The organism is Nocardia sp. NPDC088792, from assembly GCF_044750615.1.
In the GTDB taxonomy this organism is placed as follows: domain Bacteria; phylum Actinomycetota; class Actinomycetes; order Mycobacteriales; family Mycobacteriaceae; genus Nocardia.
The window spans coordinates 392,773-414,412 of record NZ_JBIVKC010000003.1 but is presented as its reverse complement, the minus strand read 5'-3'; the positions used below and the strand labels follow the sequence as shown (position 1 = coordinate 414,412).

The window sequence follows — 21,640 nt, the reverse complement described above, 5'->3', positions numbered from 1 at the left end:
CGAACAGATCGGAGTCCAGAGCGCCGGAAGGGGTTGCGGGGGTGGGGTTCTGGGTGTCGGGCTCAGGCTTCATGGATGGTGGCCCCACGGTGGATGGTGCGCAGGCAGCGGGGCAGGGTGGCGGCCGGGGTCAGGGGCGGCAGGCCCGGGACGCGGGAGCGGGGGTCGGTGGACCAGCGCTGGACGGTGTCGGAGGCGGCCGCGACGACCAGGGCGTCGGCTTCCCACACCGCGTAGGAGGCGGGGGCGCCGGGGACGAGAGTGCCTGCGACGCCGTCGCGTACGCCGCCGGCGCGCCACGCGCCGCGGGTGGCGGCGGCGAAGGCTGCGCGCGGGGAGATCTGGTGGCCGGGAGTGCGGTGGTGGGCGGCGGCGCGGATGGCCTCCCACGGATTCAGGGCGGTGACCGGGGCATCGGAGCCGATCGCCAGGGAGACACCGGCGGAGGCCATGGCCGCGAACGGGTTCAAGGTGGCGGCGCGGTCCGGGCCGAGGCGGGTGGCGTACATGCCGCCGGGGCCGCCCCAGGCGGCGTCGAAACCCGGTTGGATGCTGGCGATCACGCCCCACTGGGCAAGCTTGGCGATCTGGTCGGCGTCGATCATTTCGGCGTGTTCGAGGCGATGGCCCCGCGAGGCGATGGCGGGACCGCCCAATTCGGTGACGGCGCGCTCGAATCCAGTGATGACCGCGTCCATGGCGGCATCGCCGATGACGTGGAAGCCGGTCTGGATGCCGGCCTCGGTGCAGGCGAGTACGTGGGCCGCAATGGCATCCGCGTCGAGGTAGGAGGTGCCGGTGGTGTCGCGGTCGACGTAAGGAGCGCGCAGCAGGGCGGTGTGCGAGCCGATCGCGCCGTCGACGAACAGGTCGCCGCCGAGGGCGTGCACGCCGAGTTCCTTCATCAGGGTGCGGGCCTCGTCGGCGGTGCGCACGGCCTGTCCCCAGTAGGCACGCACCTCCACACCGTGCGAGAAGGCCAGCAGCTCAGCGAGATCGGTGGTACCGGAGATGTCGGGGCCCGCGCATTCGTGCACGGCCGCAATGCCCTGCGCGGCGGCCGAATCCAGCGCGGCCTGCCGCGCGCGGTCCCGCTGCGCGCGATCCAGCGCGCCCAGCGCTGCGCGGCGGGCGCGGTGATGGGCGTCGCCGCGCAGCGGTTCGCCGCGGCTGAAGCCGCCGGCCTCGGTGATGCCGGGCACCGAATCCAGCAGTGCGGTGGAGGCGACGGCCGAATGTACGTCCACGCGAGTCAGATACACGATCCGGCCGGGCGCGGCGGCATCGATCTCTTCGAGGGTCGGCGGCCGGCCTTCGGGCCAGGCGGTCTCGTCCCAGCCGTCGCCGAGGATCGCGCCGTCAGGGTGCGCGGCGGCGAACGCGCGCACCGACTCCAGGCAATCCGCGAGCGAACGCGCCTGCGCCAGATCCAATCCCGTGAGCTTCAATCCCAGTGCGGTCACGTGCACGTGCGGGTCGACGAAGGCGGGCGCCACGAATGCCCCGTCCAGTTCCACGATCTCCGCATCCGGGTGCAGTGCCCGTCCCGCCCGGTCGGCGCCGACCCACACCACGGTTCCGTCGCTCACGGCCATGGCCGTCGCGTCGGGATTACTCGAACTGTAGATACGGCCGCCGACAAGCAACTGGGTACTCACGGCTGCCCAGTCTGCCGCACACCCGCACCCGGCCTCCAATCGCATGGACCCCGCACCGCGCTGATGTGACGGATCCCGCGCCCGCGGCACGCGCGAGGCCGGACACCCGCTGGTGTCCGGCCTCGCGATCGGTTCGGTTCGTGCGTGAAGTTGTGTTCCGGGCCGGTGCTCAGCGCGGTTCGATGATGCGATGCGCGTCGCCCTGCTGGCCGTCGTCGTAGTACTCGCTGACGACAGTGGCGTCGATGACCTCACCATCGGGGTCGATGACCACATTGCGGTAGCCGAAGGGCCCGACCGCGGTGGCCACCCGGCCCATCCGGCGTGCCGCGAACGCGGCCACGACCGGGCGCAACAGGAATCGAGTGGGCGGAGTCAGCGCCAGCAGGCCGACCAGCGAGGTCAGCAGGCCCGGCACGAACATGAGCACCGCACCCGCGGCGACCAGCGCGCCATCGGCGACGGCCTTCCCGGGTTCGAGCTCACCGCGCGAGGCCTTGCGGAAGCCCTCGAACACGCGCCGGCCCTGCGAACGCACCAGCATCAGGCCCGCGGCGGAACCCACGAGGAGCAGCAGAATCGTCGGGAACACTCCGATGAAGTGGCCGACGATCACCAGAGTGGCGATCTCGGCGACGAAGTAGGCGACGAACAACAGGGCAGCCATCTCGGATCCTTTCGGCGATCTACCTTCCCTAACGCACGATGGGCCGATTTTTCTCCCATTGCGCCGTGGGTCACACCGTGGAATCCGCCGAGAAGATCAGGCGCTGCCGGGCCGCACCAGCCCGGTCTCGTAGGCCAGCACCACCGCCTGCACCCGGTCGCGCAGCCCGAGCTTGGTCAGCACCCGTCCGACATGGGTTTTCACGGTGGCCTCGGAGAGAAAGAGGACACCCGCGATCTCCGCATTGGATCGTCCCGCCGCAATATGCTCGAGCACCTCCCGCTCGCGCGCGGTGAGCACTTCCAGGATCGCCGGATCCCGGCCCGCCGCCGGATCTTCCACGATGAGCCGGTCCAGCAGCCGTTTGGTCACCTTCGGCGACACCACCGCATCCCCGGCGGCGACACTGCGAATCGCGGAGATCAGATCCTCCGGCGGCGTGTCCTTGAGCAGGAACCCACTGGCCCCCGCCCGCAGCGCACCCAGCGCGTGTTCATCCAGGTCGAAGGTGGTCATGACGAGAACCCGGCTACCGCAACCGGATTCGATGATCCGCGCGGTAGCGGTCACCCCGTCCGTGATCGGCATCCGCACATCCATGAGCACCACATCGGGCTTCAACTCCACGGCCCGGGTAATAGCGGTGGCCCCATTGTCGGCCTCCCCCACCACATCGATATCGGGGTGGGCGCCGAGCACCATCTTCAACCCCGCACGCATGAGCTCTTGATCGTCGACTACGAGAACGGTGATCGGCACCCGTCCAACCTATCGGTCGCGCAATCGATTCAGTGCACCCGCACCTGCGGACGTGCGGTCGCCACCACCGTGACGACCAGAATCGCGACCACCGCGGCGAAAACGGTGCCTGCGGTGCGCAACCCGAGCGGGCCGATCAGGGCGCCCACACCGATGGCCGGTAGGGCCAGCATGATGTAGAGCACCGCGAAGAAGGCCGAGACGGTTCCGCCGCGGCCGGCGGCGGGTGTGCGGGTGTTGATCAGTGTGATGCCGTGGCCGATGGCGATGCCGGTCGCCAGGCCGGTCGACACGGCCGCGCAGAGCAGTGGCGGATAGGTCGCGGTCGCCATCGCCATGGCGATCAGGCCCGCGCCGACCAGCAGTCCCGCGCCGGAGACTAGGGACGCCACGCGTTCGACCCGCTTCTCCAGCAGTTGGCCCAGCCCGATACAGACGAAGGCCACGGTCACGATCGATGCCGTCGCCAGCAGGCTGTGGATGTGCGCGACTTCCGCCAGGAACAGGCCGGTCACCGCGGTGAGCACACCCAGCACCGCGAATCCCGACCCCGCGAGCAGCGCCGCCCGCCAGAACGGTCCCCGGATCTCCGCGGGCACACTCGGCCGGCGTCCCGAGCCGGGGTTCCGCGGTACGACGGCGCGATCGGCAGACCCCGTCTCCGCGGGCACGCGCGGCCGGGTCATCGGCCCGGGATTCCGCGTTGCGACCGTCCCACCGGCAGGTCCCATCGCGACGGCCGCAGATCCCGCTTGCTCGGCCGTGCCGACCGGCTCCGACGACTCGGGCAGGCGGATCGGGACCGCGCGCCGGGCGTGCAGCGTCTCCGGCACGACGGCGAGTGCGGCCAGCGCGAGCAGCAGCAGCGCGCCGATCACCCACCAACTCGATCGCAATGGCCAGGGAGCGTATTCGCCGAGGAGGCCCGCGAGCAGCGGCCCGGAGGCCAGGCCACCCATGTTCGCGCCCAATGCCAGCCGCCCGGCGCGCGTGTGGCCGCCGGGTGCGGCCAGTTCGGCCAGCTGGGCGGTGGCGGCGCCGGTCATGAGAGCGGCGGCCAGACCGGACAGCACGCGGCCGACCAGCAGTTCCGCCAGATTTCCGGCCAGTAGGAACACGACGGTGGCGAGTACGGCCAGTGCCAGGGCGACGGCGACTATCGGGCGACGTCCGAGGCGATCGGAGAGGCCGCCGAGGGACAGCAGTCCGGCGACGACGGCCAGTGCGTACACCCCGAAGATCACGGTCACGGCCAGGGCGCCGAACCCGAACGCGCGTTCGTAGAGGGGGTACAGCGGGGTGGGTATGGTCGTGCCGGCCATCGTCGCCCAGAACGCCCCCATGATCACGATCGTGCTTATCAGGCGCCGCTCGACGGGAGCTGCACCGAGCATGGCGAGCCCCGCGGAACCCTTCCGGAAAGCCATGGCATGCACTACCTTTCACGCCCGATCGGACCGTCTGCCACTGCGACTACAGCAGGCGCACGTTGCGTCCCACATTGTCGGCGACCTCGTCGGCTTCCCCGTCCAGGATCATCTTGAGCTGGGCGAGCCCGAATCCCGTTGCGGTGTGCAGGGGTACATGCGAGGGCAGGGCCAGGGCGTTCGGTTCGACGACGACGTCGAGTACCACCGGGCCGTCCTGGTGCCGCAGGGCCGTGCGGACCGCGTCCTGCAGGTCTTCGGGGTCCTCGACGCGAATTCCGGTGGCGCCCATGGCTTCCGCCACCTTGGCGAAGTCGGGATTGCGGAAGTCGGTGCCGTACGGGACGAAACCGGCCTCCTGCTGTTCGAGGTGCACGAAGTCCAGGGCGGAGTTGTTCAGCACCACTTGGACCACGGGGGTGCGGCGCTGCACCTGGGTGAGGATGTCGCCGAGGCCGAGCATGGTGAAGCCGCCGTCGCCGCACAGGGCGATGGTCTGGCGGCCCGGGAAGGCGAGTTGCGCGCCGAAGGCGTTGGGTGCGGCATTGGCCATGGACGCCCAGGAGAAGGAGCCCATGAGCCGGCGTCGGGGTCCCAGTTGCAGGTAGTGCGCGGCCCAGATCACCGCGGTGCCGGTGTCGGCGAAGAACAGGGCGTCGTCGGCCGCTTCCTCGTTCAGGACGGAGGCCAGGAATTCGGGCCGGATCGGTTTCGTCTTCGGGCCGATGTTCACGTAATGCTGTAGCCGTTTCAGTGAGCGCGCGGTCTCCTTGACGTGCTTGTCGAGGAAATGGCTGTCGCTCTGCTCCGCGACCAGCGGCAGCAGCGCGTCGACGGTCGCGGCCACATCGCCGAGTACGGCCAGTTCGAGCGGTATGCGCCGGCCCAGGTGGCTCGGATTGCGGTCGACCTGGATCACTTTCACCTTGTGTTTGGGCATGAATTCCGGGAACGGGAAGTCGGTGCCCAGCAGGAGCAGGACATCGCATTTGTTGGCCGCGTTCCAGCAGCCGCCGTAGCCGAGCAGGCCGTTCATGCCGACCGCATTGGGGTTGTCGTGTTCGAGCCACTGTTTGCCCTTGAGCGAATAGCCCACCGGCGCTTTCAGTTTCCGCGCGAGGGCGCGCACCTGGTCTCCGGCCTCCGCGCAGCCGTCGCCGCCGAAGAGGGTGACCGTGCCCGCGGAGTTGATCAGCTCGGCCATGGCGGCCAGATCCGCGGCATTCGCGGCGCCGGGTTTGGTGGCCGGAACGGCTACGCGCAGCGCCTCTTTCGGCGCGTCCTGGACGGCGATATCGCCGGGCACGGAGATGACGGTCGGTCCGCGTTCGGCGAGCGCGATGGTGACGGCGCTCGAGACCACGTGGTGCAGCTGTTTCGGATTGACGATGCGGCCGATGTAGTGGGCCGGGATCTCGAAGAATCGGTAGGGGTTCAGTTCCTCGATGGTGTGACTGTCCATCTCCGTGGTGTTGGTGTCACCGGCGATGGCGATGATCGGCGCGCCCTCCTTGCGGGCGTCCATCAGTCCGTTGATGAGGTGCATCGTGCCTGGTCCGGCCGTGCCGCAGACGGCCACCGGCCGCCCGGTCAGGGTGGCTTCGGCGACGGCGGCGAAGACGCCGTACTCCTCGTGGCGGACGTGCACGAAATCGATGGAGCCATTGCGCCGCAGCGCGTCGATCACCGGATTGAGGGCGTCTCCGACAATGCCGTAGCACCGTCGCACGCCTGCCGAGACCAGCATTTCCCACATACCGTCGGCGACATTCTTGGCCATAGCACTCCTTTGGTAAGGAACCGCGATGAAACCTGCCATTTCACATTGTCGGCCACCGGGCGGGGCCGCCACGCCTACTTATGAAACACGGCTAGTCGACGGCATCGCGCTCGAGCGGGATGGTGGCGCGTACGGCCCAGCCGCCTTCGGGGCGGCGACCCGCGACCAGGGTGCCGCCGAGGACCGCGATGCGTTCGCGCATACCGACCAGGCCGAGACCACTGCCGACGATCCGGGTGGCCGGCGCCTGGGCCGAGCCGATGGGTACCGCCTGGGCCAGGCTGATAGGCACCGCCTGGGCCAGGCCGATAGGTGACGTCTGAGCCAGCGCGATCGGCGCGGGCTGAATGTCCTTGTCCGGGCAGCCCGATGATCCGGACCCATTGGTGGCGGGCCTTCCCACGCGGACGCTGCCGGAGTCGACCACCTCGATCAGGACATCGGTGTCGCGGCGGGTCACGCGCACGTCGGCGCAGGGGTCGGGACCGGCGTGCCGCAGGGTGTTGGTGAGGGATTCCTGCACGATGCGGTGAATACCGAGACTGACTTCCGGTGTGACGCTGTCGATTTCACCGGTGAGTTCGAGCGTGACATCGAGGCCGGTATTGCGCATCATGTCCACGACCTTGGCGATACCGGCGGTGCCGTGTTGCGGAAGCTGTTCGGGCGCATGTTCGGTGCGCAGCAGCTCGACCGTGCGCCGCAATTCGCGCAGGGCATCGCGGCCGGTGCCCGCGATGGTGGTGAGGGCCTGCTCGGCGGTCGCCGGATCGTGGCGCAACGCGAAGCGAGCGCCGTCCGCCTGCACGATGATGACGCTCACCGCGTGCGCGACCACATCGTGCAGTTCCCGGGCGATGCGAGTGCGTTCCGCGGCCACCGCGTCGTGGGCGCGACGCTCGCGGTCGTAGTCGGCGACGGCGAGGCGCGCGGCGACCTCGGCGTCATAGGCGTGGCGGGCGCCGACGAATTCGGCGAGCGCCCAGCAGAGCGCGTAGTAGAGCGCGGTGAAGGCGATATCGCTGTGCGCGGGTTTCCCGATCAGCAGCGCCGACAACCCGCTGTCGAATATCAGCAGTCCCAGATACCAGAGTCCCTGGCGGCGGCCCACATACGCGACCAGCGTGTAGAGCATGATGCCCAGGCCGAGCAGCGCGGGATGCACCGAATGGTCGCCGCCCGCGCCGTGCACCACGCTGGTGACCATCGAGCAGCCGACCATGGCCAGCGCGGCCGCCACCGGGTGGGTGCGCCGGAACACCACCGGAATGGGCAGCAGCACACTGAGAACGAGGTAGGGCACTTTGTTGGTGCTGTCCCCGACCCCGAGGATGTCGATGCCGAGCAGCATCAGCGCCAGCACGGAATCGGTGATGAGCGGCTTGCCACGCAGCCACAGACTGAACCTGCGCACATGCCCACCCTACGGGTTCGCCGGGAGTCATCCGGTTTGCCCGGTGTTTATCGGTCTGGTTGGGTTCATCCGTGAGTGTGGCGGACTGGGCAGTTCTCTTGACAGCGGCGGCGGCAGCGGGCTGGGTCGACGCGGTGGTCGGCGGTGGCGGCCTGATCACGCTGCCCGCCCTGTTCCTGGTGCTGCCGGGCCTGCCGCCGCAGACCGCGCTGGGCACCAACAAGATCTCCGCCTTCTGCGGGACCAGCGCGGCCGCGGTCACCTTCGCCCGCAAGGTGCCGATGCGCTGGAAGGTGCTGATTCCCGGGGCGGTCATCGCGGCCGTGGCGGCGGGGTGCGGGTCCGCGGCGGTGGCGCTCATCGACAAGAAGTACTTCATCCCCGTCGTGATGGTGGTGCTGATCGGCGTGGCGATCTTCGTGACCCTGCGGCCGTCGATCGGCGTCACCATGGCCACCCATCCCCCTACCCGGCGCAAGACCATCCTGGTGGTGGCCTTGGCGGCCGGCCTCATCGGCTGCTACGACGGCATCCTCGGCCCCGGCACCGGGACGTTCCTCATCATCACCTTCGCCACCCTGCTCGGCACCGAGTTCGTGCGCGCCGCGGCCATGGCGAAGGTCATCAACTGCGGCTCCAACTTCGGCTCACTGGTGTTCCTCGCGAGCACCGGCCACGTCATGTGGACGCTCGGCCTGTCCATGGCGGTGCTGAATGTGGCCGGATCCGTGGTGGGTTCGCGCATGGCACTCGCGCATGGCGCGGGTTTCGTCCGCGCCGTCCTGCTGATCGTGGTCGTGGCCATGGTGATTCGCCTGGGCTGGCAGCAGTTCGCCTGAAACACCGCCGCGCCCGGAGTGAATCCGGGCGCGGCGCAATGGTTTCGCTGGTCGGCAGTGACTAGACCAGGGTGTCCTCGGACTGGCGGCAGCCGTGGTCGTCCAGCGAGCGCGGGCCGCTCTCGGAGCCCATGCGCCGCAGCACTTCCGGCCCGAGCCGATGCACCGTCGACATGTGACGCGCGGGCTCGGACTCGCCGCGTAGCGGGCCTTCGGCAGCGGCCTCGCGTGCTCGCTCGGAGATGAGCTCGCGTCCGGGCTCCGAGACATGCTCACCCGCCGACCCGGAGACCGGCTCACGTACGGAGTCGGACACAGCCTCACGCGCCGATTCGAACACGATCTCGCGCTCGACATCCGGCGCGAGTTCGTGAGCCGGTTCCACCGCGAGTTCCTGCGCATGTTCCGGGTTCGATCGGTGCGCTTGTTCCGGGGCCGATACCTGCGTGGGTTCGGACCCGAATCCGTCGGGTAGCGGGATGTAGTCGAGCTCGGGTTCGGCGGCGAGCGCGGAGTATTCGGGCGTGGCTTGCGCCGCGAGTTCGCGGTGTGGTTCGTGGGCGAGTTCGCGGGCCGGGTCGGCGGGTGCGGTCAGCCACGGAGCCAGGACTTTCGAGGTGGTCTCCTGGATCTGGCGTTGCAACTTGTCGGGATCCTCGATGGCGCCGCGCTGGAAGAGCACGGTGAGGGCGCCCGAGACCGCGCCGACGACCGCGCCGACGAGAGCGGCCGCGCCGACATCGTCGAGTTCGTCGGGGAAGGCGGCGCGCAGGTGCCGGGCGATCTCCTGCTGGGAGGCCAGCTGGGCGTAGGCGGCGCGTCCGCTCACCGCCGGGACGGTGCGCGAAACCTGCGCGCGCAGTACGGCTATGCGCGCGGCGAGGGTGTCGCCGAGGTGGTCGCCCGGGTTGTCGCCGGCCGCGCGCAGGGCGCGCAGCAGCACTTCGACCGGCCGCTCCCCGGCGCGGCGGGTGGCGATGGCCTGGGCGGCCGCCTGTACCCGTTCGTCGGGTTCGGGGAAGAGCAGTTCCTCTTTGGACGCGAAGTAGTTGAAGAACGTCCGGGTGCCGACTTCGGCGGCAGCGGCGATATCGGCGACGGTGGTCGCGTCATAGCCTCTGGACTCGAACTGGTCGACGGCGGCTTCGAGGATGGCTCGGCGGGTGCGTTCCCGTTTACGATCGCGGAGTGCGGATGGCGGCACGCGGACGGACAGTACGGCATCCGGACAGCAAAACGTGGCATGTCCAGGGCTTGTCGCGCGCGTTTCATGGTGTGCGTCTTCACACTTCGTGCATTGTTGCAGCGTGTGCACGTTTGCATACTGCGAATTTCTTTGCGGGCGTGAATGTAGTTGAAGCCCGGTGTGCCGGCCTCTAGCGTGGTGCGGGTGAGCATCGCAACCAAGGTCGTCGACGAGGAGTTCCGCGCCCTGCCCCTGACGGCGCTCGCCGACGCGGCATTGTCCGCGGCCCGAGCGGCCGGGGCCGAGTACGCCGATCTGCGCGTGCACCGATTGCTGCAGCAGTCCATCCGCTTACGGGACGGGCGCGTCGAATCGGTGCGCGACAGCACCGATCTGGGCTTCGCGGTGCGCGTGATCGTCGACGGCACCTGGGGTTTCGCCTCGCACGCCGACCTCACCGCGGATTCGGCCGCGGAGGTCGCCCGGCGCGCCGTCACCGTCGCCACCACCTTGCGCGCGCTCAATCGCGAACGCGTGGAGCTGGCGCCCGAGCCGCGCTACGACGGCGCCGAATACGTCTCGCCGTATGCGCTCGATCCCTTCGCGGTGCCGACGCCGGAGAAAGTGGCGCTGCTGCTGGACTATTCGGAACGCCTGAAGGCCGCCGACGGCGTCGACCATGTCACCGCCTCGGTACTGCAGGTCAAGGAACAGACCTTCTACGCCGACAGCTTCGGTTCCCGCATCACCCAGCAGCGGGTGCGCCTGCACCCGGAACTGGAAGCCATCACCGTCGACCCGTCCGCGGGCGTGTTCGAGACCATGCGCACCGTCGCAGCTCCGGCGGGCCGCGGCTGGGAGTACGTGACGGGTGCGGACGGAACCTGGGACTGGACGGGCGAACTCGCGCAGATCCCGGAATGGCTGGCCGAGAAGGTGAAGGCGCCCACCGTGCAGGCGGGGCCGGCCGATCTGGTGATCGACCCGACCAACCTGTGGCTGACCATTCACGAATCCATCGGCCACGCCACCGAGTACGACCGGGCGATCGGCTACGAATCCGCCTACGCCGGGACCTCTTTCGCCACCCCCGACAAGCTGGGCACCCTGAAGTACGGCACCCCGATCATGCACGTGACCGGCGACCGCACCGAACCCTACGGGCTGGCCTCGGTCGGCTGGGACGATGAGGGCGTGGCCGGGCAGCGCTGGGATCTGGTGCGCGACGGCATGCTGGTCGGCTACCAGCTCGATCGCTCCTTCGCGCCGCGGCTGGGCCTGGAACGCTCGAACGGCTGCTCCTACGCCGACTCCGCGCATCACGTGCCGATCCAGCGCATGGCCAATGTGTCCCTGCAACCGGATCCGGACCGCGACACCACGACCGCCGAGCTGATCTCCCGCGTGGAGAACGGCATTTATATCGTGGGCGACAAGTCGTGGTCGATCGATATGCAGCGCTACAACTTCCAGTTCACGGGCCAGCGTTTCTTCCGGATCCGCAACGGCGAGCTGGCCGGTCAGCTCCGCGATGTCGCCTACCAGGCCACCACCACCGATTTCTGGGGATCCATGGAAGCCGTCGGCGGACCGTCCAGCTGGGTGCTGGGCGGCGCGTTCAACTGCGGTAAGGCCCAGCCCGGTCAGGTGGCGGCGGTCTCGCACGGCTGCCCGTCGGTGCTGGTGCGCGGCATCAATATTCTCAATACCCGTGCCGAAGCCGGCCAGTGAGGAAGGGACTCGAATCGTGAGTGTGCTCCCCGCCCCCGAGGTCGTCGACCGCGCCCTGCGCGCCTCGCGCGCCGATGAGGCCATGGTGATCGTCACCGACGCGCACGAGGCATCGCTGCGCTGGGCCGGAAACTCCATGACCACCAACGGTTCCTCGGTCGCACGCGACTGGGCCGTGGTGTCGGTGTTCCGGGACGGCCCGAACGCTGCCCGCGTCGGCAGCGTCAGTTCCACCAGTGTGGATCCCGCCGATATCGACGCCGTGGTGCGTGCCAGCGAGGAGGCCGCGCGCACGGCCGAACCCGCCCGCGATGCCATGCCGCTGCTGTTCGCCGATGCCGTCGACGCCGACACCCTCGACCGCCTGCTGGAGTGGGACGGCGAACCGGGCGCCACCGACATCACCGTATTCGAGACGCTGGCAACCGATCTCGCGACCGGTTTCGACGGCGCGGACCGGCTCTACGGTTTCGCCCATCATCAGATGCACTCCACCTGGCTGGGCACCTCCACGGGCCTGCGCCGACGCTGGGTACAACCGACCGGTTCGGTGGAGATCAACGGTAAGCGCGGCGAGGGCGCGGACCTGGCCAGCGCCTGGGTCGGCACCGGCACCACCGATTTCGCCGATGTCGACACCCCGGCCCTGCTGGCCGAACTCGCCCGCCGCCTGGACTGGTCCAAGCGCCGCGTCGACCTGCCCGCCGGGCGCTACGAAACCCTGCTGCCGCCGTCCGCGGTCGCCGATCTCATGATCTACATGAACTGGACCATGGAAGGCCGCGGCGCCCACGAGGGCCACACCGCCTTCTCCCGGGCCGGCGGCACCCGAATCGGCGAGCAGCTCAACACCATTCCGCTCACCCTCTACTCGGATCCGAGCGCCGCGGGCCTGGAGTACCGCCCCTTCGTCGCCACCCCGTCCTCCTCGGAGTCCCTGTCGGTCTTCGACAACGGCCTCACCGCCCAGCGCACCGACTGGATCCGCGACGGCGTGATCGAATCCCTGGTCTACCCCCGCGCCACCGCCGCCGAGTTCGACGCCCCCACCACGGTGCCGGGTGAAAACCTGCTCATGACAGGCGGTTCCGAGGCCACCCTCCCCGATCTGATCGCGAATACCGAACGCGGCCTGCTGCTGACCTGCCTCTGGTACATCCGCGAGGTCGATCCGGCGACGCTGCTGCTCACGGGCCTCACCCGAGACGGCGTCTACCTGGTCGAGAACGGCGAAGTCACCGCCGCCGTCAACAACTTCCGCTTCAACGAGAGCCCCCTCGACCTGCTGCGCCGCGTCGCCGAGGCAGGCCGCACCGAGATCACCCTCCCCCGCGAGTGGAAGGACTGGTTCACCCGAACGGCCATGCCGCCCTTGCGAATCCCCGACTTCCACATGTCCTCGGTGAGCCAGGCGACCTGAGGTAGCCCCGGGGCAGCAGGGCCCGGGCCGATCCGTTCAGGGCCGCAGACCGTCGAGGGCGGTCCGCAGGATCGCCTCGACGTAGTCTCTGTCGCCGTGGATCGTCGCGATGGCCTTGATCATGTCGAGGATCTGCTCGAGCACGAGATCCTCGCGGACCTCGTGGGCCTGCTGCGCGGCCGCGAGCAGAGGCCGGCCCGCGGCGATCACCCGGGCGCGGCTGTCATCGAAGACCGGGTCGCCGGGGTCGTGGTGTTTCAACAGCTCAGCGGCGATACCGCGTTTGTTCGCGAAGAAGGTGAAGAGCCGGTGCAGCCATCCCCGCAGCGCCGCAGCGGGAGTCAGGCCGTCGATCTCCGCGGCGGCCCGGATGACGGTGTCGACCTCGTCCGCGAAGAGGGCCTCCAGCAGCTCGCACCGACCGGCGAAGTGGCGGTACAGGGTCGGCATGCCGACACCGGCGCGGCGCGAAATCTCGGCCATCGACGCGGTGGCCGCGGGATCGGCGAACACGGCGCGGGCGGCCGCGAGGATCTTGTCACGGTTGCGCTCGGCATCGGCACGCCGCGCGGGCGATGAGCCTGGGTTCGAAGTCATCCGCGATCCAAAGTGAGGGTGGCGATTACGGCATCGCCCGGGGTGTACAGGCTATACGGTTACTGCTACCGTGAAACGTATAGCCTATACGGTTCCCGGGATGGGCAGGCGCACAATCTCTTTCGCATCGAGTCCGGGCGAGCATGACAGCGCGTTCCACACCGGTGTTCGAATTCGTTTGCGGCTCAACCGAGGAGTTGCCGATGTCACGCTGGACGCTACCGGTCGAAACATTCGATCCATTCCGGCTGTGGTTGCACAGGCCATTGATCGACCTCGGTCCCGCGCCTGCCGCACCGTCATTCCTGGTCCGAGCCATCGAGCTCGACTACAGATCGATGATCGAGCAGGTGTCCGGACCGCGCATTCAGATTTCCATCAGCCCGTCGTTCCGGGACGCGCTGGCTGCCGCCGTCGGCCGTCCGGAGTTCGCCGTGCGGACCTGCGGCGCGCTACCGGAGGCGCTGCGCACGGAACGCTGGTCGACCCTGTGCGATCTCGTGGAATCGTGGAGCGCACTCCCCCGCGAGCAGCGCGTACGAGTGTGCTGGACGCTGGCGAAACTCGGTCTCTACGACGACATTCTCACGCTGGTACCCGAAATCCCGATCGCGGCAATCGAACACGACGAACCCGGAGCCGCCCTTGCCTATCTGCGGGCCTGGGCACGGTCCAAGAAGTGGCTCGACAACGAGGAAGACGGCTTCTCGATCGGCGAGTTCGCGGCCATAGCGCTCAATGCGCCGCCGGGAATAACCCGTATCGACGCGGCGTACGAAATGGTCCGGCAGCACGCCAAGCACAGCGGTGCTGTGGCGGAATGCGTGCGCTGGCAAACCGTGCACCTGGCGGCCATCGAGTCCGCGACCGATCTCGACGACCACACCCGGGCATTGATGCTCAGCCGATATCACCGGGTCGGCGCATTCATCCCGCAGTTCCGCGGCGATGCCGCCGCCGTCGACGCCGATATGACACGGGCCGAGGAACTGGCACGCTCGGCTCACCGAAACGATCCCGGCCAGGCGATCGCGGCGGACGAAATGCTGTATGCGGCACTGGAAAGCCGGATAAAGGAAGCGCTCTGGATTCGCGATACGACGCTCGCTCTGGATCGCGCGGACGAATACATAGCCCTTTCACCCAGCAGCGCACGGGGTTACATGCACCGTGCCGAGGTGCTCTTCCGCGCCGGGCAATGGACCCGCTGCCGCACGGATTGTATGGAGGCCGCGCGGCTCGCCCCACCGCACGCCGACGAGGCACTGTTCCTGCTCGGTCAGTGCTATGAGAAGGAAGACTCACCGGATGAGGCGATCGGCGCGTATCTGAATGTCCTGCGGACCGATCCGCTGGCGATCTCCGCGGCAGAACGCCTGGTCGAACTCGCGCAGCGGCATGCCCGGCCCGCACTGCGCGACTGGGTCACGGGATACACCGGCCATCTGCTGTCCCTCGAGCCGGTGGAGTCGTGGCCGGCCCCGTATCGGGACCTGCCGGCGCCACAACCGACCGCATGAGACGAGGAGGTGATCGCGTGAAGATCCGGACTTTGAGCAAGAAGCGTCCCAATTACACCCCGCACTGATCGGCCTGAGATCGGGCGGCAACGTTACGGCGTTGCCGCCCAACCACTTCGCGATCGGATCTGAACTATATGGGAACCATCTGGTGGATCAACCCGGTCGGCACGGCGGCGTTCGACGAGGAGACGCTGCGCGCGATCGAGGCCGTACGCGCGCCACACCACCGCCCGGTCGTACGGCATCTCGAGGATGGCCCGCAGCATCTCGAATACCGGTCGGATGGCCAGCGGGTTATCGGGCCGACGCTGCAGCTCGCCCGAGCAGCCGAGGCCGACGCCGCACAGGCCGTGGTGATCGGATGTTTCTTCGATGGCGGCCTGCGCGAACTCCGGGAGTGCCTGGGGTTACCCGTCATCGGCATGGGTGAAGCGAGCATGCTGTTGGCTTCGACACTGGGCCACCGATTTTCGGTGATCGCCGGCCGGCGCAAGTGGACAGCGCAGATCGAGCAGAACGCCCTGCTGTCCGGAATGGACCGGCACCTGGCCTCGGTTCGCGCGGTGAACATGACGGTGCCCGAAGCGCTCGCCGAACCCGGCATGTTCTTCGACCGGGTGCGCGACGCGGCGCGAAGCGCGGTCGACCACGATGGCGCCGAAGTCATCGTCCTCTCCGAGATCGCCCCACCCGGCTTCGCCAGGACCCTCAGATCCGAGCTGGGCGTCGCCTTCGTCGACCCGGGCATGGCGGCCTGGAAGTGGGCGGAGATGATGGCCGACCTGTACGAGCGGGAAGAAGTTTCACACGCGGAGGTCGGCGGCTACGAGCGACCGCCGCCGGTCGGCGACTCCCCCGCACCCGTAAATCCCCCCATCCGGGCCACCTGAGCGATCTCGCCCGGTCACGTGATGTCCTGCCCTGATTCCGGATGCACGGAATCGGTCAGACCGGTCACGGTCAGGCCGACGTGGCGGACCAGAATCGCGGCGGCGGTGTCGACGTCACGGGCCAGTGCGGCCGCTTCCAGGCGGCGGTGTTCGTCGGCGCCGTCGCGGTCGGGGTTGCGGTGGGCCGACCAGCGGCGCGCCAATTCGCTTGCGGTCCACAGGCGGTCGAAGGTTTCGAGTAGGACGGGGTTTTCGCAGCCCTCGAGCAGGGTGCGGTGGAAGCGCCGGTGGGCCTCGGACCAGGCTTCGCTGTAGTACTTTCGCTCGTCGGGTTCGTAGGCCGGGGTGCGGACCAGGCGGTGGTGGGCGGCCCGGACACGGGCCTCCCAGTCGACATCGCCGCGTTCGATGGACATGCGCAGGATGACCGGTTCGATCGTGCGCCGCGCCTCGGCGATCTCCTGCCAGCGTTGATCCGAGTACGCGGGGACGGCGAACCCGCGGTTGTGCAGCCGGTCGGCCAGGCCGTCGCCGACCACCCGCACCAGCGCTTCGCGCACGACGGCCAGGCTGACGCCTTGTTCCCGGGCCAAATCCTGCGGCTTGAGCGCGGTCCCGGGTGCGTAGTCCCCGCGCATGATGGCATCCCGCAGGCGGGCATAGACCTGCTCGGAAAGCATCTGTTTCCCCGGTGAGGCGGAAGATTCGGCCGTCTGCGTCATGTCGCCAGCATAGACTATTTGACAGATAATCGATTATTAAGTCTATGATCGATCCTGTACGGCGCCGCAGCCGTCCGCACGATTCCGATAACTCCGAAAGGCATCACGCGATGAGCGCGAACAACCCCTTCGCCCGCCTCCCCGAGGCCGCCACCTTCACCGTCACCAGCGCCACCGTGGCCGACGGCGGCCCCTGGCCCGCCGAGCAGTTCGCCGCCGGTATGCCCGGCGGTAAGGACGTCTCCCCGCAGCTGTCCTGGCGCGACGCCCCGGCCGGCACCAAGAGCTACGCCGTCACCGTGTACGACCCCGACGCCCCGACCGGCTCCGGCTTCTGGCACTGGGCCGTGGCCGATATCCCCGCCACCGTCACCGAACTCCCCGAGGGCGCGGGCGATCTCACCGGCGCGACCCTGCCCGAGGGCGCCTTCCAACTGCCCAACGACACCCGCGATGCCCGCTTCATCGGCGCCGCCCCGCCCGCCGGGCACGGTCCGCACCGCTACTTCGTCGTGGTGCACGCCCTCGATGTCGAATCCATCGGCGTCCCACCCGAAGCCACCCCGGCCGTCCTCGGCTTCACCATGGCCGGCCATATCCTCGGCCGAGCGGTCCTGACCGCCACCGCCGAAACCGCCGCCTGATCGCGCCGGTCATGGCGAGCAATCGAATTCCGGCACACCCTTCTCGCCGGAGCGCGATGATTTCTCCGGGTCCGTGCCGTCTCGACAGGTGAGACGGTATCCATCGTTCGGACATGAGGAATCACGCCATGACCACAGCAACAGTTGTCTCCAAGGACGGCACCACCATCGCCTACGAGAAGATCGGCAGCGGCCCCGCGGTCGTGCTGGTCGACGGGGCGTTCTGCTACCGCGATATGGGCCCGAGCCGGCCGGTCGCCGAACAGCTTTCGGATCGGTTCACGGTCTATATCTATGACCGCCGGGCGCGTGGGGAGAGCGGCGATACGCTCCCCTACGACCCGCAGCGTGAGGTCGAGGATCTGCAGGCGGTGGCGGCCGAGGCCGGGGAGCCGGTCGATCTGGTGGCCTTTTCGTCCGGATGCCCGGTGGTACTGGCCGCCGTCCGGCAGGGGCTGGCGGTGCGGCGGATCGCGCTGTATGAGTTCCCGCTGGTCGTGGATGATTCGCGGCCGCCGGCGCCGGAGGACTACCAGCAGCACATCCGGGATCTGATCGCGGCCGGTAAGAATGGCGCGGCGGTCAAGTACTTCATGCACAGCGGGGTGCGGCTGCCGCGGCTGCTGGTCGAACTGTTCCCGGTGTTCCCGGGTTGGTCGAAACTGAAGAAGACCGCTCCCACCTTGACCTATGACGGTAGGTTCATGGGTGATGCCCTGGACGGCAGGCCGATTCCGGCCGGGCGCTACGACTATGTGAGCGCGCCGACCACCGTCTACGCGGGCACCAAGAGTCCGGCGTGGATGCGCAATGGCAATTCCGCTCTGGCACAGGCCATTCCGGGTGCGAAGTTCGTGGACCTGCCGGGTCAGACCCACCAGGTCAAGGCGGCGAAGTTCGTTCCGGCCCTGAAGGAGTTCCTGCAATGACGAAAGTGATCGCGGGGGCCACGACCTCCGTGGACGGATTCATCGCCGGCCCGGAGGAGACGGGGTTCGAGCACCTGTTCGCCTGGTACACCGCGGGTGACGTGGAGTACCAGAGCACGCATCCGGAGGTGCCGTTCCACCTGACCCCCGCCGATCACGCCTACTTCTCCGAATTCCTGCATCGCGTGGGTGTCTTCGTGGTCGGGCGCCGCCTGTTCGACCTGACCGACGGGTGGGGCGGCAGCCATCCGTGCAACAAGCCGATCGTGGTGCTCACGCACCACATTCCGCACGAATGGATCGATACGCACCGCGGCGCCCCGTTCACCTTCGTCACCGGCGGCATCAAGGCCGCGATCGATACCGCCGCCACCATCGCCGGGGACCACTGGGTCGGCGTGAACGGTGGCGAGATGGCTCGTCAGGCGCTGGAAGCCGGTCTGCTGCACGAACTGTGGGTCGATATCGCCCCGGTGCTCCTCGGCGGCGGGGTGCCGCTCATCGGACGCACGGACGGCCCGGTCCTGCTCGAGGATCCGGAGATCTTCCCCGGCACGCGCGTCACCCACCTGCGCTATCGAATCCTCTGACCACACCGGCATTCCTCGCCGACGATCTTCGCGTCGTATTGCAAGACCCGTAATATAATGGCGCACAGCGTGTCTGACCGCTCGTATATCCATGTGATCATGAATCGTCCTGTTGTCACGGCGTTTTAGGATCCGAATGAGCACATTCAATTCGAAGTCGGCGGTCATCCGCAGTCCCGAGATCATCTCGACCGGCACAGCTGTGCGCCGTTTGTCCTATGCGGGGTCCGCGATGTGCGCATTGGCCGTGCTCGCCACAGCTGGATGTGGAAGCTCGAACACGGGGTCCTCGGTCCCGAGCAGCTCGACGACGGTGACATCGGTGACGGTGCCGGCCTCCAGCCCCGTCGTGGCCGCGGCCTCGCCGAGCGAGGTTGTTCCCGCGCCGCCGACCGATTCGCCCGCCGCGCCCACCAGTGAGATCGCGATACCCGAACCCGCCACCAAGCCCCGGCCCACGGAGGCCCCGACCCGGCAGGCCGAGCCGCCGAAAGAAGCTCCCCCGACCCTGCCCGACCCGGGGTTCGCACCGCGGGCCGGGTACTGAGTCGGGGAAGCAGGCTCTGTCGATGGTCACCAGTTATTCGCTGAGCGCACGGATGAGCCGGATCGTGTGCACTGCTCTGATCGCCCTCGGGTTGGAGGGCTCGGCCGCTATCGCCGCGGCCGATGACAACCCTCCGCGCCCCGGCCACACACTGGTCGTACTCGGGGATTCGTATTCGGCCAACGGACTTCGCCTCGACGGCAACTCCATGCAATGCGACCACGGCGCCACCGCCTGGCCGATCCAGCTGAGCAAACTCATCCACGTGGACGCGACACCGGACTTCGTCGACGTCTCCTGCTCGGGCGCCTCACTACAAAGCTCCACCGCCTACACCCTGGCCCACGAGGCCCGCCTCGCCGATCAGGCCGGCGGATTCGGTCCCGCGACCAAGCTCGTCACCCTGCAGTTCGGCATGAACGACACCTGGGGCTCGAGCGACGTCATGCTCTGGAATGTCATCCTCACCTGCGTGTTCAACCTCCAAGAAGGCTGCGACACCGACGCCCTCGACCAGAACCGCATCCCTGATTACCGCGCATTGACCCCGGAGGCCTACGCCGATCGCATCCGCCAGGTCATCACCTTCGTCAAGTACTACGCGCCGCAGGCGAAGATCGTCCTGGTCGGCTATCCGGAACTGAACGCACCGAACTCGGACGCGTTCTGCGCCAACGTCCTCGGCGTCGGCGCGATCGTGCAAGGCAGGGGCCGCGCACTCGCCGAATACCTCGACCGGCTCGACGACGCCCAGCGCAAGGCCGCCGGCCTCCTCGGCATCGACTTCTACGACAACCGCGCCGCCACCACCGGCCACGGCCTGTGCTCACCGGAGCCCTGGGTGAACGGATTCTTCGACCCGCGAGCCGATTTCCTCGGACTGCCCTTCCACCCCGACACCCGCGGCGACGAAGCCACAGCCACCGGACTGCAACACTGGATCACCGGATGACCGCACCCGCCGACGTCGCGGCCCCGGCCGCGACATCGACTTCGGTGCGCCCGCGGCTACCGAGTTTGACCGGTGCGCGCTGGTGGGCCGCGCTGGCGGTGTTCGTACTGCACGCGCTGGTGTTGTTGCCCGCCTACCCGTTCCAGAAGTCCGAGCTGTTCCGGCGGATCCACCAGGATTTCCTGCCGATGCAGCTCGGTGCGGCCGGGGTGACGTTCTTCTTCGTGCTGTCCGGATTCATCATCTATTGGTCATTCCGGCCGGGCTCCTCGACACGGGCGTTCTACCGCCGGCGCATCCTGAAGATCTATCCGACACACCTGGTCGCGGCCGCGGCCTTCATCGTGGTCGCGGCCGTGCCGGTCGGCCGGATCGTGCTGTGGTTGCCGAACGTACTACTGATCCACACCTGGTGGCCGAAGTGGACCACGGTCGGCGGACTGAATGTGCCTTCCTGGTCGCTGGTCTCGGAAATGCTGTTCTACCTGAGCTTTCCACTGGCACTGCCGCTGGTGCGGCGAATCCCGTCACGATGGCTGCTGGCCTGGATAGCGGGTTTGGGACTGTTCATCCTCGCATTGCACCTGGTGTACTTCCTCGGTTTCGACGGCCCGCGCGGCATCGCGAATGCCTTCGCCCCCAGGCTCGTTCCCGGCGACACCTCGCCGCCGGCCGAGCTGCACGCCTCACCGGCATGGTTCGCCCAGCCCGATATTCCCGTGCTGCGCTCCTACTGGTTCAGCTACGACTTCCCGCTCTCGCGACTGCCGGAGTTCTATGTCGGGGTGCTGGCGGCGCGCGCCGTACTCGAAGGCCGTTGGCGCAGTACCCGATTGGTTCCCGCGCTGGTGGCCGCATTCCTCGGATATGCGGCGAGCTGGGTGGTACCGATCGACTTCAAGATGTCGGCCCTGGAGGTACTGCCGATGGCGGCGCTGATCGCCACCCTCGCCGCCCGCGACATCCACGGGCTCGGTGCCATCAACTCCTCACGCGTGATGGTGTGGTTCGGTGAGGTGTCCTTCGCCTTCTACCTCATCCAATTCCCCGTCATGGTACTGATCACCCGCTACATCATCGCCGGGCGACAATTCGGCTTCCTCGGCTGGCTCGGTTGCGCGGCACTGTGCTTCGCACTCGCCCTCGCAGCCTCGGCGGTCATCTACCACGGCGTGGACAAACCCCTCATGCGCCGATTCGCGCGGGCGCGGTAGATCGCACCATCCGTCCGGCGAATGCTGCGGGCACATCGAGACCATGTGGTTGCGCTGTCGGCGAACCGGTTGTCGAGGTGGGGATCGCGCGCGCATCCTGGGATGAAGGCAACGTAATCATGTAATCGGGATGGTGATCGTCGTGGACGAC

At 68.2% G+C, this 21,640-nt stretch carries 20 protein-coding genes; 10 read left to right on the top strand and 10 right to left on the bottom strand.

Features of this window, described 5'->3' with window-relative positions; translation table 11 throughout:
- Positions 1-62 precede the first annotated feature (62 nt).
- From ACIP5Y_RS19565 to ACIP5Y_RS19540, 6 genes are all read right to left on the bottom strand, one after another.
- Positions 63-1,658: an amidohydrolase gene (locus ACIP5Y_RS19565; RefSeq protein WP_400351664.1), complete on the bottom strand. Its 1,596-nt coding sequence runs from the start codon at positions 1,656-1,658 to the stop codon at positions 63-65.
- Between the two features lie 169 nt (positions 1,659-1,827).
- Positions 1,828-2,325, bottom strand: coding sequence for an FxsA family protein (locus ACIP5Y_RS19560; protein WP_400351663.1), 498 nt, complete (start codon positions 2,323-2,325; stop codon positions 1,828-1,830).
- 96 nt (positions 2,326-2,421) lie between these two features.
- Positions 2,422-3,084: a response regulator gene (locus ACIP5Y_RS19555; RefSeq protein WP_397009222.1), complete on the bottom strand. Its 663-nt coding sequence runs from the start codon at positions 3,082-3,084 to the stop codon at positions 2,422-2,424.
- A gap of 29 nt (positions 3,085-3,113) precedes the next feature.
- Positions 3,114-4,511, bottom strand: a complete 1,398-nt coding sequence (locus tag ACIP5Y_RS19550) for an MFS transporter (protein ID WP_400351662.1) — start codon at positions 4,509-4,511, stop codon at positions 3,114-3,116.
- Positions 4,512-4,557: 46 nt separating this feature from the next.
- Complete coding sequence (locus ACIP5Y_RS19545; RefSeq protein WP_400351661.1) at positions 4,558-6,291, bottom strand: thiamine pyrophosphate-dependent enzyme; 1,734 nt, start codon at positions 6,289-6,291, stop codon at positions 4,558-4,560.
- A 91-nt stretch (positions 6,292-6,382) separates the two neighbouring features.
- Positions 6,383-7,705 (bottom strand): sensor histidine kinase, encoded by a 1,323-nt coding sequence (locus ACIP5Y_RS19540; protein WP_400351660.1) that lies wholly within the window; start codon positions 7,703-7,705, stop codon positions 6,383-6,385.
- A 71-nt stretch (positions 7,706-7,776) separates the two neighbouring features.
- On the opposite strand from ACIP5Y_RS19540, the gene ACIP5Y_RS19535 reads away from it, so the two are divergent.
- Complete coding sequence (locus tag ACIP5Y_RS19535) at positions 7,777-8,544, top strand: TSUP family transporter (protein WP_400351659.1); 768 nt, start codon at positions 7,777-7,779, stop codon at positions 8,542-8,544.
- Between the two features lie 61 nt (positions 8,545-8,605).
- On the opposite strand, the gene ACIP5Y_RS19530 is transcribed toward ACIP5Y_RS19535, so the two are convergent.
- Positions 8,606-9,748, bottom strand: coding sequence for a TetR/AcrR family transcriptional regulator (locus ACIP5Y_RS19530; RefSeq protein WP_400351658.1), 1,143 nt, complete (start codon positions 9,746-9,748; stop codon positions 8,606-8,608).
- A gap of 186 nt (positions 9,749-9,934) precedes the next feature.
- Between ACIP5Y_RS19530 and ACIP5Y_RS19525 the strand changes: the two genes are divergently transcribed.
- Positions 9,935-11,461: a TldD/PmbA family protein gene (locus tag ACIP5Y_RS19525; RefSeq protein WP_400351657.1), complete on the top strand. Its 1,527-nt coding sequence runs from the start codon at positions 9,935-9,937 to the stop codon at positions 11,459-11,461.
- A gap of 22 nt (positions 11,462-11,483) precedes the next feature.
- On the top strand, positions 11,484-12,881 hold the full coding sequence (locus ACIP5Y_RS19520) for a metallopeptidase TldD-related protein (RefSeq protein ID WP_400353802.1): 1,398 nt from the start codon (positions 11,484-11,486) through the stop codon (positions 12,879-12,881).
- 36 nt (positions 12,882-12,917) lie between these two features.
- Here ACIP5Y_RS19520 and ACIP5Y_RS19515 read toward each other — a convergent pair whose 3' ends face one another.
- Entirely contained in the window at positions 12,918-13,478 is a 561-nt protein-coding gene (locus ACIP5Y_RS19515; RefSeq protein WP_400351656.1) for a TetR/AcrR family transcriptional regulator, read from the bottom strand.
- 203 nt (positions 13,479-13,681) lie between these two features.
- Between ACIP5Y_RS19515 and ACIP5Y_RS19510 the strand changes: the two genes are divergently transcribed.
- Entirely contained in the window at positions 13,682-14,998 is a 1,317-nt protein-coding gene (locus ACIP5Y_RS19510; RefSeq protein WP_400351655.1) for a tetratricopeptide repeat protein, read from the top strand.
- Positions 14,999-15,135: 137 nt separating this feature from the next.
- The gene (locus tag ACIP5Y_RS19505) at positions 15,136-15,891 is read left to right on the top strand and encodes an aspartate/glutamate racemase family protein (protein WP_400351654.1); all 756 of its coding nucleotides are present in this window, start codon (positions 15,136-15,138) and stop codon (positions 15,889-15,891) included.
- Between the two features lie 14 nt (positions 15,892-15,905).
- Here ACIP5Y_RS19505 and ACIP5Y_RS19500 read toward each other — a convergent pair whose 3' ends face one another.
- Entirely contained in the window at positions 15,906-16,613 is a 708-nt protein-coding gene (locus tag ACIP5Y_RS19500) for a GntR family transcriptional regulator (RefSeq protein ID WP_400351653.1), read from the bottom strand.
- Between the two features lie 110 nt (positions 16,614-16,723).
- Between ACIP5Y_RS19500 and ACIP5Y_RS19495 the strand changes: the two genes are divergently transcribed.
- The 3 genes from ACIP5Y_RS19495 to ACIP5Y_RS19485 all read left to right on the top strand — a co-directional run bounded on the left by ACIP5Y_RS19495 (position 16,724) and on the right by ACIP5Y_RS19485 (position 18,776).
- Positions 16,724-17,257, top strand: a complete 534-nt coding sequence (locus ACIP5Y_RS19495) for a YbhB/YbcL family Raf kinase inhibitor-like protein (RefSeq protein ID WP_400351652.1) — start codon at positions 16,724-16,726, stop codon at positions 17,255-17,257.
- Positions 17,258-17,385: 128 nt separating this feature from the next.
- A complete protein-coding gene (locus ACIP5Y_RS19490; protein WP_400351651.1) occupies positions 17,386-18,186 on the top strand; it encodes an alpha/beta fold hydrolase in 801 nt (266 codons plus the stop codon).
- Positions 18,183-18,776: a dihydrofolate reductase family protein gene (locus tag ACIP5Y_RS19485; protein WP_400351650.1), complete on the top strand. Its 594-nt coding sequence runs from the start codon at positions 18,183-18,185 to the stop codon at positions 18,774-18,776. The genes ACIP5Y_RS19490 and ACIP5Y_RS19485 overlap by 4 nt, the downstream gene beginning before the upstream one ends.
- Before the next feature lie 216 nt (positions 18,777-18,992).
- Here ACIP5Y_RS19485 and ACIP5Y_RS19480 read toward each other — a convergent pair whose 3' ends face one another.
- On the bottom strand, positions 18,993-19,235 hold the full coding sequence (locus ACIP5Y_RS19480) for a hypothetical protein (RefSeq protein ID WP_400351649.1): 243 nt from the start codon (positions 19,233-19,235) through the stop codon (positions 18,993-18,995).
- 110 nt (positions 19,236-19,345) lie between these two features.
- Here ACIP5Y_RS19480 and ACIP5Y_RS19475 point away from each other — a divergent pair, with 110 nt between their 5' ends.
- Both ACIP5Y_RS19475 and ACIP5Y_RS19470 read left to right on the top strand, forming a co-directional pair.
- Positions 19,346-20,275, top strand: coding sequence for an SGNH/GDSL hydrolase family protein (locus ACIP5Y_RS19475; RefSeq protein ID WP_400351648.1), 930 nt, complete (start codon positions 19,346-19,348; stop codon positions 20,273-20,275).
- Positions 20,272-21,489 carry an acyltransferase family protein gene (locus ACIP5Y_RS19470; protein WP_400351647.1) on the top strand — a complete coding sequence of 406 codons (1,218 nt, stop codon included), beginning with the start codon at positions 20,272-20,274 and terminating at the stop codon, positions 21,487-21,489. Before ACIP5Y_RS19475 ends, ACIP5Y_RS19470 begins: the two co-directional genes overlap by 4 nt.
- Positions 21,490-21,640: the final 151 nt, after the last annotated feature.